This is a genomic window from Haloarcula sp. Atlit-7R, assembly GCF_003666065.1.
Classification (GTDB): Archaea; Halobacteriota; Halobacteria; order Halobacteriales; family Haloarculaceae; genus Haloarcula; species Haloarcula taiwanensis.
In genome coordinates, this window is sequence record NZ_QXIK01000003.1 from 37702 (window position 1) to 55368 (window position 17667).

Consider the following 17667-nt stretch of genomic DNA (forward strand, 5'->3'; position numbering starts at 1 on the left):
AACGTGTGTTGTTTAAGTATATTTTATATGGGTGAGGATAATGGAGGCCCGCCAAGTGAACGTAATCCTAGGGCGTTTGAAATAGTGAAGAGAGCTGTGAACGATCATTTAGATAAGGAGTATGCATGGCCGAGGACAATCCTTGAATTTGAACTCAGAGGTGCAGGAGTTTACCCTGACTTCGTTGGTCAAAGTCTTCTAGAGTTGCACGAGGCAGGGATAATAGGAGAGCAAACAGAGATAGAAGGACGAAAATATCTGACGAGAAATCAAGAAGGAGGGGAAATTAGTCAGATAATGAGAAATTGTGTGGACGGCTATTACGATTTGTTAGACGAAGTTGGGAAGTTTGGTGAGTTGGTTGCTTATGCGGCTCTTTGTGATGTCAGCTCAGATTATGACAATCTGATATATCATGTGTTGCCAGAGAGCGATCAGACCCACAGACTGCAGGGAATTAGCTACGAGCCCGACGTTTTCATTGAATTTGGCGATAAATGCACCCCAGTTGAAGTTTATAATGGAACAGAGTATATTACTAAAGACAAAAAGAAGGTGCAGAAACAAACACTGAGAGCAGCTTCTAGAGAAAATCCTCACAGCAGACCACTATTGGTTGCGCCACTTGTCTCCGAAGAGGCAGAAGAAGTTGTATTAAACGGTGATGGGGTAGCGACTCAATTTGGTAAACCTCTCGTCTGCCGTAATAAACTGAGTCAGTACGAAAGGTATCTTGAATATCTGAATGTTAAGAGCAACTTCCGATATATACCTCCAATTAAAACTAAAGATGGAACGGAAATTGATGGAGAAAAGTATGATCGGATACTCGGGAGCGCTGAATACAGGGGGATTACCGAAGAGAAAATCAAATCTGATCGTATACCTGACGAGTACATTGAAAGAATAAGAGGTGGTATTCAGTTGGTATACGTGTCCTCGATCTATCCTGAAGCAAGCAATAAGATTGAGGAGTATGCCTGTTTAGTACTTCAACCGCTCTTTCATCATCTACTTCGAAATGATGGAGTTTCAGAGCCAGAATTACTTGACTTCGGATGGGACGACTTCACAGAGAGATATCCCAAAGCCAAGGGTGGTGTGAGCAAGGAAGCAGTATTTGAGATGACTCAGAACTATATTGAACACTTGCTAGACATAGGCATGATAGTGGAAGAAGGAGGCAGTATGTCGACGTATGAATCTAAACACCCACATCTGTCACTATCATTAGATGAAGGACTACCAATCTAGCTTGAACGAAGAGATTCTGTATGCTACTATTTGGTCAGGCTTGGCGAAGTTGTTGAAGAAAGCCGAGATGGACGCGATGTAGAGCGATATTCAACGGAATGATTTTAATTTTGCAGCCTGTACGATAAAACATGTGACAGGCAGGCTAGTCGGCAACTGCTAAAAGGTGTGAACCCTGGTACCCGAGGTTCGAATCCTCAGAGGGGAATCACTGCGGATGCGGGAATCACACCTCCAGTACAGTTCGCCGAATACTCTTAACGATTCAAAATATGAGTATGGGAATTATCACCTCTGGCCTGGTTGCATCGATTACGAAAGCAAGTGCCGTGTTGTCGCCCACGGTTGCGGTTGCGGTGGCGGCCATTGCATACATCGGGATCGGCCTGATGCGAGTTCCCCTCTTTCCCCGGTCCGCTATGGTTCTAGAGATATCTGTCTGCGGCTGTCAGCGTCGCTGTTGACCAAGAACTACGACACGGAACCCGTCATATCGGGCTATAGCTGACTTCTTCGACCCAAACGGTGGTTTATGATGTCGGACTTGTCATTGAGAACTATCCATGCGTATCGAGCGCAACGAGAACCACCACTCGTATCGCTGCTGGCTGACGCCGGACGAGTACAAGACCCTCAAGCAGAGTGCGGGGAGCTACCGGGATTCGCTCATCATCCAACTCGGCGGCGAAGTCGGGCTTCGGTCCTTCGAAATACCACAGATCCATCCGGAGCACATCAAGCACGTCAACGAGCATGCCCGGCTCCGTGTTCCCCAGGGGAAGGACACTGAAGGTAGCGGTGGGAAGCCCCGCGACGCCTACCTCCCCGAGCAAGTCGAGAGTGAACTGCTCCGGTACGCCAACGTCGAGGACATCAACCGCGACGAACCAATCATCGATCTTAGCGAGCGGTCGGTCCAGCGGCGGGTCAAAGCCACCGCCGAGCGGGTCGCAGAGGAAACTGGCGACACCGACTGGCAGAAGCTATCGAGTCACGATCTCCGGCGCTACTACGCCCAGACCTTGCTGGTGCGCGAGCGGATGAACCCCAGAGTGGTGATGGAAGTCGGCGGGTGGTCGTCATTCTCGGCTGTGGAACCGTACCTGAATGCACCCACAGCAGAGGTAGTGAATCGAGAGTTCGAAGAATCCCGGCTAGCGTAACGACCGCGGTGGAGTGGGGAGCAAGGGGTGATAGGGGACCGTCGAGCGTGCTCTTCGAACCGCGAATATATCGACCAGCGAAAAGCAGCAGTAGACCGCCCTCAGGCATGCCTTCAAGCGATAGAGCGAGCAGGCGAAAAGGGCCCTTTGAGGGGGTGCTCGGTGCTGGTCGGAAGATCACGACCAGAATTTGAGGAATAGAGGACCTTCAAGCAGAGCTCAAGCGCGAAAGCTACCAGCGGTTAAGCACGCTACAACTGCTGCTTGTTTTGACTCGAATGAAAAGAGCAGGCAACGACCACCCTCGAAAGGGCCCCTCTACTCCACCTACCCCTTGCTCTCGTACATCGGCGGTCACGACCAGCGAGAAGCGATGCATCAGGGCCCTCAAGCAACGAGAATCTTCGCTTGAGAGCACGATTAGAAGCGGTGATTTTCCCTGCTTCCAGCGCACCGAGGCTAGCGACCAGCGATATTAGGGGATAGAGCGCCCTGAAGCAGCGAAGATCGAGCAATACGAGCAACGGCTAAGGTGCCCTTCTGACAGGTGGTCTCTGGTAGTCGCTCTGTACAGTGTGGATTCGACCGCTCGATAGCGGTGAGGCATCCCCTAGATTGATTACTACGTCGATTTGTCTATTTACCACTTCATTATGAGTCAGGCTACCCTCGGCTCAACGCCCTACCGCAATTCGAGCCTCTTCTCTGGCTACTACCTTGATGAACGGATTGACGATCTTGAGGAATGGGACTGCGACGACGAAGCGCAAGAAGCGTTTGAGGCACTTCAGCAGTTGTGGGACCTAGAAGGAGAGCTCGTCAGTTCCTACAAGGAGGACGAGCTTCTCGATTCGTGGATCGACGAAGTGCTGGATATCCTCGGGTTCGGTACACTATCAGAGCCGACGCTTCCCAACAGTGGCGGGTACAACGACCGACTTCTCTTTGAATCAGGTGAGAAGCGGCGTGATGCCGCCAAACGAAAGCGAGACGGAGAGACCGAAGCGATGTACGGGCTCGCATCGGCCGTCTTAGAAGCGAAACAGTGGGATGCTGACTTCACCAAGCGGTTCAACGAACAGCGGTCCTACAGGGACGCCTCCCACCAGATCAAGTATTACCTGGAGCACACGCCGGAGCGGCTGAAATGGGGGATTCTCACCGACGGCAAGAAATGGCGGCTCTACGGGACCAAGGACTACGCGACCGAGATATACTACGAAGTCGACCTTCCAGAGCTGCTTGAGTCCGGGGATCTGGAGCAATTCAAATACTTCTACACCTTCTTCCGACCAGCAGCGTTCCGTGAGGTAGCCGGTACATCGTTCCTCGATACGGTCTGGAACGAGTCGGAGACCGCAGCACAGGAACTCGGTGAGGATCTGCAGGACAACGTCTTTACCGCGTTGCGGGTGCTCGGTGAGGGGTTCATCCACACAAACGATCTCGATATCGACCCGGACGATGAGGATGCCCGCGAGGAGCTGAAAGAGCAATCTCTGGTGTTGCTGTATCGGTTGATGTTCATCCTTTACGCCGAGTCACGGGGTCTAATTCACCCCGACGATCCGAGCGCACAGGCAGAATTCGAGGAGCACTTTAGCCTCGACCAGATTCGGCTGGAGATTCACGAAGACATCACTTCTGGAGATTCCTACGACGATTACAGCGGCTACGCGACTCAGATTTGGGGACAGCTACAGGACCTCTTCGGGCTCGTCGACGAAGGGAAGGAAGCGCTGGGGATTCCACCCTACAACGGCGGACTCTTCGACGACGAGAGCCACGAATTCCTGGCTGAGAACGAGGTTGCAGACCGCTACATCGCAGAGGTGATTCATCGGCTTGGGACAACCGAGGGAGAGGACGGAAATCCGGTTATGGCCGACTACGCCGACCTGGACACGCGCCACCTGGGAAGCATCTACGAGGGGCTGCTAGAACATGAGTTCCGTATCGCTTCAGAGCCCTACGCTGCGGTTTCCGAGGACGGCGGGCAGGTCTGGAAGCCCGGAACAGAGGTGAGTGTGGCCGACGCCGTCGAGACGGTCGAGAAGGGGGAGCTGTACGTCGTCAACGACGACGGCGAGCGGAAGGCCACTGGTGCATACTACACCCCCGATTACGTGGTGAGCTACATCGTCGAGGAGACTGTCGATCCGCTACTCGACGATATCAAATCGGAGTTGGAAGCAGATGGACTAGAACCGAGTGATCAGGCATACTTTGGTCGCTTCTATCGACAGGTTCAGGAACTCAAGCTACTCGACCCAGCAATGGGAAGTGCACACTTCCTCACGAGGGCCACAGGATATCTAACTGAGCAGGTGATGGAGATTGTTCGTGAACAAGAAAAACAGGGACGTGACGAACAAGAAATTCGTCGCACTATCGCTAAGGAATGTATCTACGGCGTTGACGTGAACGGCATGGCAGTCGAGCTGGGGAAGCTCTCGATGTGGCTGGAGACGCTGGCCGCTGACAAGCCACTGGCCTTCTTGGACCACCATCTGAAGACCGGGAACTCACTGGTGGGGTCGGATATTACGAAAGTTCTGAGTGACGATATCGAAGAGAATGGTGGCCAGCTAACGCTCGGACAGGCGTTTGCTCGCGCCCGACAGCAGACTTTAGAGCATGTAATGGACCTGATGCAGGACCTGCTGGCTATCGACAACGACGAGCTAGCGGACATCAAGTCTATGGAAGAGCTGTACGGCGAGATCCGAGAGGACCCGCTCTACCAGCGATTGTTCGAGGTTGCGAACGTACATACGGCCGAGCAATTCGGGCTGGACGTGCCCAACGGTGTGTACGAAGACATGGCCGGGGCGATTGAGGACGAAGCCGAGTGGGACGTCATCCGTGGTGAAGACTGGTTTGTGACTGCGCAGAAGATGGCTGCCGACGAGGATTTCTTTCACTGGGAATTGGAGTTCCCAGAGGTGTTCTTCGGGGAGGATGGGGAGAGGTTGGATGGGGCTGGATTCGATGCGGTGATTGGGAACCCACCGTATGTACGACAGGAACAACTCCAAGGTGTCAAAGAGTTCCTCTCTGGGAATTATGAAGTCTACTCGTCTGTAGCAGACTTATATGCTTACTTCATCGAGCGGGGATACGAACTCTTGAGTCAAGGTGACCAGCTTGGCTTCATTGTTTCGAACAAATTCACCAGGGCAGAGTATGGCCAACCGCTCCGCGAGTTCCTATCTAAGCAGACACGGCTCCAGTCGTTATGTGACTTCCATGATTTGCCAGTCTTTGGCACCTCTGTCTCTGCATACCCAATGATTATCATATTCGAGCGAAACCAGCCGCCGGACGGACACAAGGTCACTGCAGCGGAGATTGATACGCTTGGGTTCTCTGACCTGAGAAGTGAAATAGACAAAAAGAGTGCTCAAGTTGATCAGAAACTCTTGGAGCAGACATCTTGGTCGCTCTCAGACCCGGAATCAATTGATTTGTTCAATAAGATTTCTTCTACCGGAGCCCCTCTGACAGAGTATATTGATGAAGAGATTCTGTGGGGTATCAAAACAGGATTGAATGACGCATTTATAATCGACAAGGACACCAAAGACCGAATTCTGGATCAAGATCCTGGCTCAGAGCGTTTCATTTTCCCATTAATGAAGGGTGACGATGCGATGCGATATTTGGCGGGTTTTTCTGAACGCTATCTTATCAGAGTGCCATCCGGATGGACACGATCCGCGTCAGATATAGAATCAGAATCCGCGGCTTGGGAGTGGTTTGAGTCTGAATATCCTGGATTAGCGGACCATCTGCGTGGGTACCGTGAGGAGGCAAGCTCCCGATACGATCGAGGCGATTGTTGGTGGGAACTTCGGCCTTGCGATTACTATGAAAAATTCGCCTCCAAAAAAATAGTCTATCCCGAAATATCAGATGGTCCGCGGTTCAGCTTGGATTTGGAAGGAAGATATACTAACAACAAATGCTTCATAATCCCAGTTGAGGACCATCGCTTGGTCGGGATACTTAATTCGACTCTCGGCGAGTTTTGGGCAGAAAACAAGCTTTCCAGCGTCCGAGGAGGATATCTGGAATATCGTACTGTTCATCTCTCTGAGTTCCCGGTTCCAACGGACCCGAGTTCAGAACTCGAAGACCATGTAGGAGAGATAATCAAACAGATAGACCAAGAGCGGAGATTGAATCGTAATCTCCAGGACCACCTCGGCTCGTACTCCGACGGCCCCACTCTCGCCGATGTAGGTCTCACCCAACCACCCGAAGGCTCTGCAGACTCAATTCTCCAGCAGACTACCGAGCAAAGACCGAATCTTCGCGTAGGTGAGGCCAGCATTGTCCGTGAGTCCGACAGCACAATCGAAATCCAGCTCACGGCGCGGTACAAGCCCGACGACGAGGACGCCCACGAAACCGACCAGTGGGGATACAAAGAGACTGAACCGCTGCCGGCGCTACGGATTACTGACCTCACCGAAACAGAGGCCGATCTGATCGAGGCGTTCGTCCCAGTCGCCGTCGACGAGGCCGGTGGCTTCGCTGGCTTCCGTGAGACGGCGACGAAAACTAACTCGCTGGTTGATCGGCTCCGTCAGCTCACGCTGCCGGCCGTCGATGAGGTTCGGGATGGGCTGGAGAGCTATATCGAGACGAAGGCACGGGCCGAGGAACTGGAAGAGAAGATCGAGCGGACGGACGACCTGATAGACGAGATCGTCTACGAACTGTACGGGTTGACCGACGAGGAAATCGAGATTGTGGAAGAAGCGGTCAGTGAGTGATTTTGCGACTGTAGTTCCGGTATTGTATAATTAAATCACCCCGGAATTTATTGTCGCGTACAAGAACACTCCGCACTGACACGTGAAGGAGTTCTAAAGAGATGGATATCCTATTTGACACAAACATATTCATACACCGTGAGAATGACGAAGTAGTCCCAGAGGACCTGCGGAAGTTAGAAAAGTCGCTAAAAGAGCAGGGACACCAGATTCTCATTCATCCCCTCTCAGAGCGAGAGATACGAAACGACCACAACGAGGAGAGGCGAGTACAGAATGAATCACGAATTGAGACGTACCCAACACTCGACTTCCCTAGCTATCCATCCGACGATGATACCGAATTCCGCGCTGCAGTTCCTGAAGCGACGAATACCAATGACGAGGTTGACAACGCCCTACTCTATTCAGTCTACGTCGACGACGTAGATTTCCTCGTGACGGAAGACAAAGGAATCCACAGCAAGGCCTTGGACTTGGGTATCGAGGACAGAGTCTTTCCGATTGAGGAGGGACGGGATTACTTTAGACCGACTGACCCCTCTATTCGTGGACCAGAGGCGATTAAACGGACCACGGTAGGCGAGCTAGATTTGAACGATCCGATATTTGATTCACTAGAGGGTGACTACGATTTCGTAGAATGGGCGCGCTCGATATCCGAGCGAACGGCTTGGGTCAACTACAATCAGGATGATACTCTGGGGGCAGTGCTGATTTTGAAGGAGAACGAGGTAGAGAATATTGGCGCACGCCCAGAATTAGGCCGCAATCGCCGGTTGAAGATATCGACACTGAAGGTTTCTGAGCGAAAATGGGGGTCAAAAATCGGCGAGCTACTGATTTCATTAGCCATTCGAGAAGCAATCAACGGTGGCCACGAGGAGATGTATCTAACTCACTATGTCGAATCTGGAGAAGATGTGCTGGTCGAGCTCATAGAGAAGTACGGCTTCGAGGAAGTCTCGAAAGAGATCGATGATGAATCGATATTCCTGAAGCGGCTCACTCCCGGGCAAGGTGACAATCCGACACCGCTGGAGACGACTAAAAGATTCTATCCGTCCTTCTACGATGGGGACCAGGTCAACAAGTATCTGGTTCCGGTGCAGCCGCAGTTCCATAACAAACTGTTCCCTGGCTATGCCGGGCGTGATGCGACACTCACAGAGTTTTCCGGTCAGTTCCAGTCCGAGGGGAACGCAATCAAGAAGGCCTACCTATCAAACGCCAAGAACAGAAACCTAGAGCCAGGTGATTTACTCCTATTCTATCGGTCTCATGACAATATGGAAGTGACTTCCCTCTGTGTACTAGAAGAGGTACACTACGGTCTGACAAATGTCGATAGCATCTCCCGAATTGTTGGGAAACGCTCTGTGTTCACCCGTCGTGAACTACAGGACATGGCCCAATCTCCAACGACGGTACTTCTATTCCGATGGCACTTCGACTTAGAGAATCCAATTAGCTATGAAGAATTAAAGAAGAATGATATTTTGTCTGACCCACTACAGTGGATGTCAGAGATATCAGATAGAGATTATAAGTACATCCGTGAACTAGGGGGCATCAATGAACGTTTTACTCTCGATTAAACCCGAGTTTGCGGAAAAGATACTATCTGGAGGGAAAAGATACGAATTTAGAAAGACGGTATTCAGTGACCCAGAAAAGGTGGATACCATCTTTCTCTACGCTTCTTCCCCCGTCCAGCGTATCGTCGGTGCGTTCACAATAGATGAAGTAATTTCAGACAGTCCAGCGAACCTCTGGCAGAAATATGGACACTACTCCGGCATTTCAGACCGGAGCCGATTCATGAGCTACTTTGAGGGAGCCGAGGAGGGCCATGCTATTGAAGTGGACCATGTCCACGAGTTCGATCAACCGATTAATCCAGCACGGCAGATAGATGACTTCTCACCACCCGTCTCGTTCTATTACCTAAAGGAGGATTCAGAACTCAACATGACGCACCAGCTGCCTGACTCCATGGAACGAGTGGAGTCGCCGGATCTACTACAATACTCATCCGATTGAATTCGTATCCTGTATCGATGCGGAAGCTATTGGAAGTTAGTTGTTCGAGTTACAGTCTTCATCAACAACTTCGAGAAGTTCGTCAAGTAGTTCCGGATGATGTTCTTCGAGAATAGTGATATCCTCAGACAGTTCTTCCTCAATCTTCCGCCGAATTCGAGAAACCGCCTGGTAATATCGGTCAGATTTCTCCTCGGCTTCGAGGAGTTCCCGCTCAGTATCTGTCAGTAGTGCGCGGCGGCGTCCCATTTGTGAGCCCTGTTTGTGAGGCATCCCATTATACCGTACCCTTCTATCCGCTCATAATGTTCCCAATTGCGGCAACTTCCCATATATGGCAAAAGACTAAGTAACACGTTCCCACAAGTGGGAATGAGAACACCGTGGCTACGCCATTTTGAAGATGGCCGGTGCAAGGACACCGGCCACGGGTTCTCAATGCAAGCCAAGAACCCATGTCAACCGATGATACACGCAGGAATGAAAGCATCGCCTCGACAAATGACCCAAGCCGACGCCAGTTTCTCGGTGCTGCGGCCGCGGTCGCCACACTCTCGGTCGACCCACCAGAGGACCAACAGTCCGCTATCTCGGATGACTTCGCCGCACACGTCGCCACTGAACACGTCCAGCCCGCTCTTCGAGCGCTGACACGCCAGGAAAACAATCGGACAGAAGCTATCCCAGAACTCGAAGACGCCCTTTCTCAACTCCGAGCGGAGGCTGAGTCACACTCCGACAAGAGGCGTAACTAACCCAATCACTCATTCATTCAATCAATTATTCATTCATTGACATATACTAAGTGGAGCCAGTCACTATGGGATACACATGGAGCACAAAACCAATCCGAGAACGTGGATGAGGGGACTAGTAATTAACTAAGTAATTAACTTATTAACTAATCAACAGAAACTAAGTGAAACCACCGAATAGGGACTCAATACGCAGAACACAGCCAACTCATAATTCACAGGATTCAGACAGATGACTCTCGAAAGTGGTAAAGTGCAAACGTATGGCCCTGACAAGCTCACCAGGCTTGGGCCATACGTTTTGAATCGAGTGGACCGGGAAGGTGTCTTCCCACTCCTAGTTACTAGAGCTAGATACTTAGCACTTGGGGACGACGCACACCCGGTCCGGTGTCGCCGGCCTAACCGGCCTTCATCGGACGATGGAATTCAGACACGATGAGCTAACGTCGACCCAGCGAAGTACCGCATGCCACCCGAACAGTCACCAGTCTGGGGGTGAGCGGGATGATTGAGCGGTTCGGCCACGACAAGATTCGACTCGTCGAGTGTCCGGTCTGTGGTATCGATCTTCGGGACAAGCGAGTCTCCCACCACGTCGCATCGCATCGGCCGAGTGAATTCGGACTGTCGCCGCAGGGGGTGATTCAATGACGGTGAAGAGCGCAGACGGTGACCAGTTCGTCCAAGAGAACAAAGACACGCTCGTCCGCATCATCAAGCACGGTGACGACGAATTCGTCCGAGCGCTTGCACTGCGAGCACTCATTCGGTACGGGGACGAACCGGCCCTCCACGACGTACAGAACGAGATCGAGCGTGCCAAGGAGGAGGTGTAGTCGGTGTCCGCTTCAGCTCTGTCCGGTAGTGGCGAACTCCCGCGCCTCTCGGAGGATTTCGGGGTTCTCGTCCCCGAGTTCGATGAACTGCTCGACGCGGTCAAGATCGTCGAGCAGTTCGGGATCGTCCCGAGCGATACGGAGCAGTTCCGCCCGAGTCTCCCGCTGCTCCGCTTCCAGTTCTTCGACCGCGGCCGCGTCCATCGCCTGACTGCACCAGACACAGGTGGGCTCGTCTCGGGGCGTTTCGTTTCGGCACCGCGGACACGTGACCGGTGCAATCGGTTCGGACTTGTCTTCCTCAACGTCGACGCCGTGCGCCTGTGCGATAGCGCGGTCGTTGGCGTCGCCGAAGACAGCGACGTAACGAGAGGCGACATCCGAGCCTCTGTCCCAGCCGTGGTGGTCCTCGATGTGGGCCTGATTCACGCCGTCCGAAGCGAGATACGACGCGGAGGACTTCCGCATACGGGTGAAGGTCACGTCGCAGTGGTTCACGCCCGCTTTCCGTGCGTGCTTCTTGAGGATCTTGAGCTTCATCTGGTAGCTGATATCCTCCGGTTTGTTGAGCTTCGACCAGAGCGGGGCATCGGGCTGTTCCGGGGCTGGATGCACGTTCAGCCACTGCTGCAATTGGGGGACAGCGGTTGTCAGGATGACCGACCGCTCGCCCTTCTTCCCGTCGACGGAGATACGCAGGCCATATTTGTGATCAGAAACGTCTCCGACGGTCAGGTTGCGGATTTCCCCGCTCCGGGCTCCGGAGTCCCACGCAACGGCAATGAGCGCCTTATCTCGGGCGTGGCGGCACTCGTCGAGCATGGGCTTGATGTGCTCGTCCCACCAGAGCATCTTGGCAGGGTTCGGCATCGGGTTGTAGTCCTTCGACGTGGTCGCCGAGACCCACGTGATACTGTCGGGAATCTCGTCGCCACCAATGACGTGCTTCCCGAACATCCTGAAGGCAACCCGGTAGTCCCGGTTGGACTCTTCGTTGTCGTAGGTGTCGTGAATCCAGCGGACGATATCCTCGGCAGCTCGCTTGTCGTCGAGGGCGTCAGCCAGCCCGCCGACTTCTTCGGCGATTCGCACACAGTGCCTGAGGAGCTTCTCACGGCGTTCCTTTCCGTACTGACTCCCGAGCAGGGCAAGCCTGTTGTCGAAGGCCTGCAGCACGTCCTGGTCGTCTCGACTCATCTCTTCGGCGCGCTCGATGCGCTCCTGCAGATTCTCGATGCGACGATCTGCGTTTCTCGTCATCTACACGGGGGGTTGTGTTATGGGCATGTAAACCACCAGTTGAGGTCCGGGAGGCGGCATTTCTCGACGGACAAAGCGAGCAGCGAAGACGCTTACAAGCGGATTTGAATGCAGTGACAAAGTAGCGACCACCGCGTTACCCTGTTGACTCGACACAGCCGCCGGAACAGGTACGTTCGTGGCGACGAGTAGCATGGGTATGACAGAAAAGTCAGCACACGAGCAGATGGAGCGCCACGCGACCCTGACCGACGAACTCACCGCCCTCAGCGCGGAACGGGGTGCCGTCGCGGCGTCAGTACAGGAGCGGCTTGCTGACGCGGTTTCGGAGGCGATAACAAAAGCGGGGACGAATGTCGGGAGCCTTGGGCAGTCCAGAGACGGCAGGCGCTTCCGGTTCGAGGCGCGCCTCGACCGGGCGGCGCTGGTGGCGGCGGTGACGGAAGCGCTGCCGGACGGGTTCGTCGTCTCCCACGTCAACGAAGATGGGACACTGAGTGTGGACTGGACCGGTGACAGCACCACACCGTCGAAGCGGGAACACGGGGCCATCCTGAAGCCGATCATCGCAGAGGAGACAGAGACAGACAGTGACGGCTTCATCGAGTCCGTGCCCACCCGTGACCAGGTGCTGGCACGGGCGGTGGAACTGGGCGTCGACGAAGGGGACGCGGCAGACCGCCTCAGTCGGCTGGCGACGCTGGACGTGGTCGATATCACCGACGAAGGGGTCTACCCCGACGAGAACTTCTCGCGGTATTAGCGGCAGGGGCGGATGTCGGCTGACAGCAGGCTCAAAAGGAGACGGAGACTGTGCCGCCGTGACCGACGTTTATTACTTGATCCGGCCTGTGGTGTCAGACGAAATGGCAGTACTATCGACAGAAGACGAAGGGAAGTTTCTCATGGACGCCCAGGGAGAACAGATCGGCATCGTAACCGAGGTTGACCCGAAGGAGCAGGTCGCGTATGTCGAACCGGACCCGGACCTCACCGAGGCTTGGGTGCAGGGACTCGGGTTCGGTGACGCCGACGAGGACGACATCGAGATCGCTGCTGACGCCATCGGAACGGTGACTGACAGCGAACTTCGTGTGACGGTCGATCTGTAGCCACGCGACGGATCCGAGGCGCTCGCCAACCACATGACAAATTGACAATCGCTGGCTCAGGATAACAGGTTACTAAAGATGATATCACTGCCCGTTCAGTTACTATCGACAGAGAGTTGTTGAAAAAGGCCTATTCGATTTCGATTCGGTTCGAATCGTCGGCGTCAGCCGCGCGTGGCAGCGTTATTTCGAGAACGCCGTTGTGGTAGGTGGCGGTGATCGCATCGTCTGAGACCGGCTGTGGAACGGCGACTCGCTCGGCGACTCGTCGGCTGTGTCGGCGAGCGCCGGCGCTGGTCTCTTCAGCAACCGTGCTCTCACCCTGGATTGTGAGGACGCCGTCGTCGAAACGAACGGCGAGGTCGTCCCGCTCGAAGCCCGGGAGGTCGACCATCACGGCGTATCCGTCGTCGGTCTCGTCGACGTGGAGGTTCGTGTCGATGCCGTGTCGGCGGTGGTCGTCCGAGTGTGTGCTAACCGGTCGGTCAGTGCGGTACTCGGGACTGTTGTCCGTTCGGCGTCCCGAATCGGCCCCTGTCCACCGGCCGAAACTGTCGTCCATCATCTCCCGTTGTGTCTGTGCAAAGAGTCGGAGCATTGTCTCGAAGGGGTCGTCTTTGTGTGTCATAATCACATTATATACGCTCGTGGTTATATTAACAATTGCGTAGCACATGCTATCACGGAAATATAGAAGCGCCGTAACGGATCGACACTCGACCGGGTCGGGTGTGCGTGAGAGGGGGCCGTAGCGGAACTGTTTTGACAGGCGTACAGCTAGAACAGCCAGAGCAAACCGCCGAGTACCCGGTCCGTCGGTGGCCGGGCGGCTGGATATGAAACAAACCATGGCAACCGATTCCGGCACCCGGATGGACCCTTCGGCCGACGAGGTATCGAACTACGACTATCAGAACGACACCGTCGCCCGGTCCGGTCTCGTAGACGACCTGCAGACGCGTATCGACGGCGAGGTCCGGTTCGATGAGTACTCGCGGCAGTTGTACGCGACCGACGCCAGCCTCTACGAGGTACTGCCCATCGGCGTCGTCTACCCGCGCTCGACCGAGGACGTAGCCGCGGTCATGTCCTACTGTGCCCAGCGAGAGATTCCGGTTCTTCCCCGGGGCGGCGGGACGAGCCTCGCCGGCCAGACCGTCAACGAGGCCGTCGTGCTGGATTTCTCGCGGTACATGAACGAACTCGTCGAGACGCGGCCGGACGACCGGCGGGCGCGAGCGCAGCCGGGCATCAAGCTCGGCGATCTGAACGGGGAACTGGCCGACCACGGGCTGAAGTTCGCTCCAGACCCCGCATGGGGCGACAAGAGCGTGCTCGGGGGCGCTATCGGCAACAACTCCACCGGCGCGCACTCCCTGCAGTACGGCAAGACCGACGCCTACATCGAGGAGTGCGAGGTCGTCCTCGCGGACGGCACTGTCACGACTTTCGGCAAACTTAGCCGCGAAGAACTCCGCGACCGGGCGGACCCCGACGGTAACCTCGAAGCCCAGATTTACGCCGAAATCGAGCGGATACTCGCCGAGGAGGGCGAGGAAATCGAGAGCCACTACCCGGACCTGAAGCGCAACGTCTCGGGGTACAACCTCGACTGGGTCCTCGAAGACGCCGAGGACGGGACCGTCAACGTCGCCTCGCTGCTGGCCGGCAGCGAGGGCACGCTGGCCATCGTCACCGAGGCCGAGGTGTCCCTGGAGCCGATTCCCGAGACCAAGTCGATGGCCTTGCTCGCCTACGAGGGACTCATCGAGGCCATGGAAGACGTTTCGGACATCCTCGAACACGACCCGGCGGCCGTCGAGGTACTCGACGACGTGCTCATCGACCTGGCCCGCGACACCGCCGAGTTCGAGGACGTGGTCGGCATGTTGCCCGACGGGACCCGGGCGGTCCTCATCGTGGAGTTCTACGCCGACGACGAGGAGAGCGGCCGCCGGAAGGTCGCCGACCTGCTCGCGGACCGGACCGAGGGCGTCGCCCCCGACGCCGACCCGACGGCGGGCCGGACCGTCGTCGACGCGCCGGTGCGGGCCTTCGACGCCATGGAGGCCCACGAAGAGGCCAAACGCGAGAAATTCTGGAAGATGCGCAAGTCCGGCCTCCCCATCCTGCTCTCGCGGACGACCGACGAGAAACACGGCTCGTTCATCGAGGACACCGCCATCCCGCCCGAGAACCTCCCCGAGTACGTCGCCGACTTCCAGGAGATTCTGGAGGCCCACGACACCTTCGCCTCTTTCTACGCCCACGCCGGGCCCGGCGTGCTCCACATCCGGCCGCTCATCAACACCAAGTCGGTCGAGGGCGTCGAGACGATGGAGTCCATCGCCGACGCGGTGACGGACCTTGTCGTGAAATACGGCGGGAGCGTCTCAGGCGAACACGGCGACGGCCGCGCCCGCACGCAGTGGAACAAGAAGCTCTACGGCCCGGACCTCTGGGAGACGTTCCGGGAGGTCAAGTCCGCGTTCGACCCCGACTGGCTGCTCAACCCCGGCCAGGTCGTCGGCGTCGACGACGCCGCTGTCGAGTCCGGCGCAAAGCCCGAGCGGGCGCGCACGGTCGATATGACCGAGCACCTCCGATTCGACCCGGCCTACGAGTTCGAGACCGGGTTCGACCCCGCGCTGGAGTGGGACAACGACAACGGGATGCAGGGGATGGTGGAGCTCTGTCACGGCTGTGGCGGCTGTCGCGGGCCACAGGAGACCACCGGCGGCGTGATGTGCCCGACCTACCGCGCCGCCGAGGAGGAGATTACCGCGACGCGGGGCCGGGCGAACATGCTCCGGCAGGCGATGAGCGGCGACCTCCCGGACGATCCCACCGACGAGGAATTCATGCACGAGGTGCTCGACCTCTGTATCGGCTGCAAGGGGTGTGCGAAGGACTGCCCGAGCGAGGTCGACATGGCGAAGCTCAAAGCCGAGGTGACCCACGCCCACCACCAGAAACACGGCTCCAGCCTGCGGGACAAGGTGTTCGCCAACATCGATGCGCTTGCCGGACTCGGAAGCGCGTTCGCGCCGCTGTCGAACCTCGCGACGAAGGTGCCGGGCGCTCGCACTGTCCTCGAAAAGGCGGTCGGCATCGCCCCCGAGCGGACGCTTCCAAGCTTCCAGCGCAGGACGCTACAGGACTGGTTCGACGACCGCGGCCCGCAGGTCCCGGCCGGCGATGCCGAGCGGCAAGCCTTGCTGTTCCCCGACACGTACACGAACTACAGCCACCCCGAGGTCGGGAAAGCCGCCGTTCGCGTGCTCGAAGCCGCGGGCGTCCACGTCCAGTTGGCTGACCGAACCGACAGCGGCCGGCCGGCCCACTCGAAGGGGTTTCTGGACCAGTCCCGAGCCACTGCGCGGGACAACGTCGACGCGCTCGTTCCCGCAGTCGAGGAGGGCTGGGACGTGGTGCTGGTCGAACCGAGCGACGCCGTGATGTTCCAGTCGGACTATTTAGACCTGCTCTCGGGGGAGGACGTGGAGGTGCTCGCCGAAAACGCGTACGGCGTCTGTGAGTACCTCGACACCTTCCGGCTGGACGAGGGGGCCGACTGGGACGCTGGGCGCGAGACGCTGACCTACCACGGCCACTGCCACCAGAAGGCGACGAAGAAGGACCACCACGCCGTCGGCGTGCTCCGGCGGGCCGGCTACGACGTGGACCCGCTGGATTCTGGCTGTTGTGGCATGGCCGGCTCCTTCGGCTACGAGACCGAGCACTTCTCGATGAGCAAAGCTATCGGCTCGATACTGTTCGACCAGATAGGCGACAGCCGCGGTGACACCGTGGTCGCGCCCGGCGCGTCCTGTCGCACGCAACTGGACGACTGGGCAGAAAGTGACGGGGAGCCGCCGCATCCAGTCGAGAAGCTCGACGCAGCCCTAGCCTGACGATTCCTCGGGCTGGCGCACCGCCTGAACGATGCCGACCGTCTGGCCGACCAGCGCAAGTCCGATGCCGGCGAGCAGCGCGGGTTCCGCCGCCGGGAACAGCGCGCCGGCGTAGACTGCTGCGCCGAGACCACTCAGCACTGCGCCGGCCGTGTACATCCGCTGCCCTGTCGGAACGCGCGTCCCGGTGTAGTAGAGGCCGACGCCCGGAACGACCATCCACCCCAGTAGTGTCGTCGTCAGGAACGGGACCCGGAGCGGGGCGTAGAGCAGGCCGACGATGCCACCGACGGTGAGCACGAGCCCGACGAGGAGAATGTCGCGCCAGATACGGAGGACGCCAGTTACCATCTCGTCCCACGAAAGAACGGCGAACGCAGCGATGAGGACGGCGGCGACGACGTGAAACGCCAGCACTGTCCGCTCAGTGACCACGTCGAGATGCGCAAGGCCAACGAGCAGCCACGCGAGCGGGATGAGTACAGTCGGCCCCTGTGCGCGCAATCGAGGGAACATACCCCCCACTGTGCCCCCCACAATCAAGAA

The 17667-nt window shown here is 56.6% G+C and carries 15 protein-coding genes; 11 read left to right on the forward strand and 4 right to left on the reverse strand.

Going from position 1 to position 17667, the window contains the following annotated elements:
* The first annotated feature begins 27 nt into the window (after nucleotides 1-27).
* The 5 genes from D3D01_RS23415 to D3D01_RS07465 all read left to right on the forward strand — a co-directional run bounded on the left by D3D01_RS23415 (nucleotide 28) and on the right by D3D01_RS07465 (nucleotide 9241).
* A complete protein-coding gene (locus D3D01_RS23415; RefSeq protein ID WP_147439902.1) occupies nucleotides 28-1254 on the forward strand; it encodes a hypothetical protein in 1227 nt (408 codons plus the stop codon).
* 563 nt (nucleotides 1255-1817) lie between these two features.
* Nucleotides 1818-2417, forward strand: coding sequence for a site-specific integrase (locus D3D01_RS07450; protein WP_121511769.1), 600 nt, complete (start codon nucleotides 1818-1820; stop codon nucleotides 2415-2417).
* A gap of 653 nt (nucleotides 2418-3070) precedes the next feature.
* Nucleotides 3071-7198 (forward strand): Eco57I restriction-modification methylase domain-containing protein, encoded by a 4128-nt coding sequence (locus D3D01_RS07455; protein WP_121511770.1) that lies wholly within the window; start codon nucleotides 3071-3073, stop codon nucleotides 7196-7198.
* A 101-nt stretch (nucleotides 7199-7299) separates the two neighbouring features.
* Nucleotides 7300-8796, forward strand: a complete 1497-nt coding sequence (locus tag D3D01_RS07460) for a GNAT family N-acetyltransferase (RefSeq protein WP_121511771.1) — start codon at nucleotides 7300-7302, stop codon at nucleotides 8794-8796.
* Complete coding sequence (locus D3D01_RS07465) at nucleotides 8774-9241, forward strand: hypothetical protein (protein WP_121511772.1); 468 nt, start codon at nucleotides 8774-8776, stop codon at nucleotides 9239-9241. Before D3D01_RS07460 ends, D3D01_RS07465 begins: the two co-directional genes overlap by 23 nt.
* 36 nt (nucleotides 9242-9277) lie before the next feature.
* Here D3D01_RS07465 and D3D01_RS07470 read toward each other — a convergent pair whose 3' ends face one another.
* A complete protein-coding gene (locus tag D3D01_RS07470; protein ID WP_121511773.1) occupies nucleotides 9278-9490 on the reverse strand; it encodes a hypothetical protein in 213 nt (70 codons plus the stop codon).
* A 206-nt stretch (nucleotides 9491-9696) separates the two neighbouring features.
* Here D3D01_RS07470 and D3D01_RS07475 point away from each other — a divergent pair, with 206 nt between their 5' ends.
* The 3 genes from D3D01_RS07475 to D3D01_RS07480 all read left to right on the forward strand — a co-directional run bounded on the left by D3D01_RS07475 (nucleotide 9697) and on the right by D3D01_RS07480 (nucleotide 10835).
* Complete coding sequence (locus D3D01_RS07475; protein ID WP_121511774.1) at nucleotides 9697-9996, forward strand: hypothetical protein; 300 nt, start codon at nucleotides 9697-9699, stop codon at nucleotides 9994-9996.
* 507 nt (nucleotides 9997-10503) lie between these two features.
* Nucleotides 10504-10650 (forward strand): hypothetical protein, encoded by a 147-nt coding sequence (locus D3D01_RS23655; RefSeq protein ID WP_154021022.1) that lies wholly within the window; start codon nucleotides 10504-10506, stop codon nucleotides 10648-10650.
* Nucleotides 10647-10835, forward strand: coding sequence for a hypothetical protein (locus D3D01_RS07480; RefSeq protein WP_121511775.1), 189 nt, complete (start codon nucleotides 10647-10649; stop codon nucleotides 10833-10835). Before D3D01_RS23655 ends, D3D01_RS07480 begins: the two co-directional genes overlap by 4 nt.
* A 12-nt stretch (nucleotides 10836-10847) precedes the next feature.
* Here the strand turns inward: D3D01_RS07480 and D3D01_RS07485 are convergent, their stop codons facing one another.
* Nucleotides 10848-12095 (reverse strand): site-specific integrase, encoded by a 1248-nt coding sequence (locus tag D3D01_RS07485; protein ID WP_121511776.1) that lies wholly within the window; start codon nucleotides 12093-12095, stop codon nucleotides 10848-10850.
* Between the two features lie 193 nt (nucleotides 12096-12288).
* Here D3D01_RS07485 and D3D01_RS07490 point away from each other — a divergent pair, with 193 nt between their 5' ends.
* Both D3D01_RS07490 and D3D01_RS07495 read left to right on the forward strand, forming a co-directional pair.
* A complete protein-coding gene (locus tag D3D01_RS07490) occupies nucleotides 12289-12858 on the forward strand; it encodes a hypothetical protein (protein ID WP_121511777.1) in 570 nt (189 codons plus the stop codon).
* Nucleotides 12859-12961: 103 nt separating this feature from the next.
* Entirely contained in the window at nucleotides 12962-13207 is a 246-nt protein-coding gene (locus D3D01_RS07495; protein WP_121511778.1) for a hypothetical protein, read from the forward strand.
* Nucleotides 13208-13337: 130 nt separating this feature from the next.
* Here the strand turns inward: D3D01_RS07495 and D3D01_RS07500 are convergent, their stop codons facing one another.
* Complete coding sequence (locus tag D3D01_RS07500; protein ID WP_101351111.1) at nucleotides 13338-13835, reverse strand: Hsp20/alpha crystallin family protein; 498 nt, start codon at nucleotides 13833-13835, stop codon at nucleotides 13338-13340.
* 220 nt (nucleotides 13836-14055) lie between these two features.
* On the opposite strand from D3D01_RS07500, the gene D3D01_RS07505 reads away from it, so the two are divergent.
* The gene (locus tag D3D01_RS07505) at nucleotides 14056-17121 is read left to right on the forward strand and encodes an FAD-binding and (Fe-S)-binding domain-containing protein (RefSeq protein WP_121511779.1); all 3066 of its coding nucleotides are present in this window, start codon (nucleotides 14056-14058) and stop codon (nucleotides 17119-17121) included.
* Here the strand turns inward: D3D01_RS07505 and D3D01_RS07510 are convergent.
* On the reverse strand, nucleotides 17113-17637 hold the full coding sequence (locus tag D3D01_RS07510) for a hypothetical protein (protein ID WP_121511780.1): 525 nt from the start codon (nucleotides 17635-17637) through the stop codon (nucleotides 17113-17115). The two genes, D3D01_RS07505 and D3D01_RS07510, sit on opposite strands and share 9 nt — an antisense overlap.
* Between the last annotated feature and the right edge of the window lie 30 nt (nucleotides 17638-17667).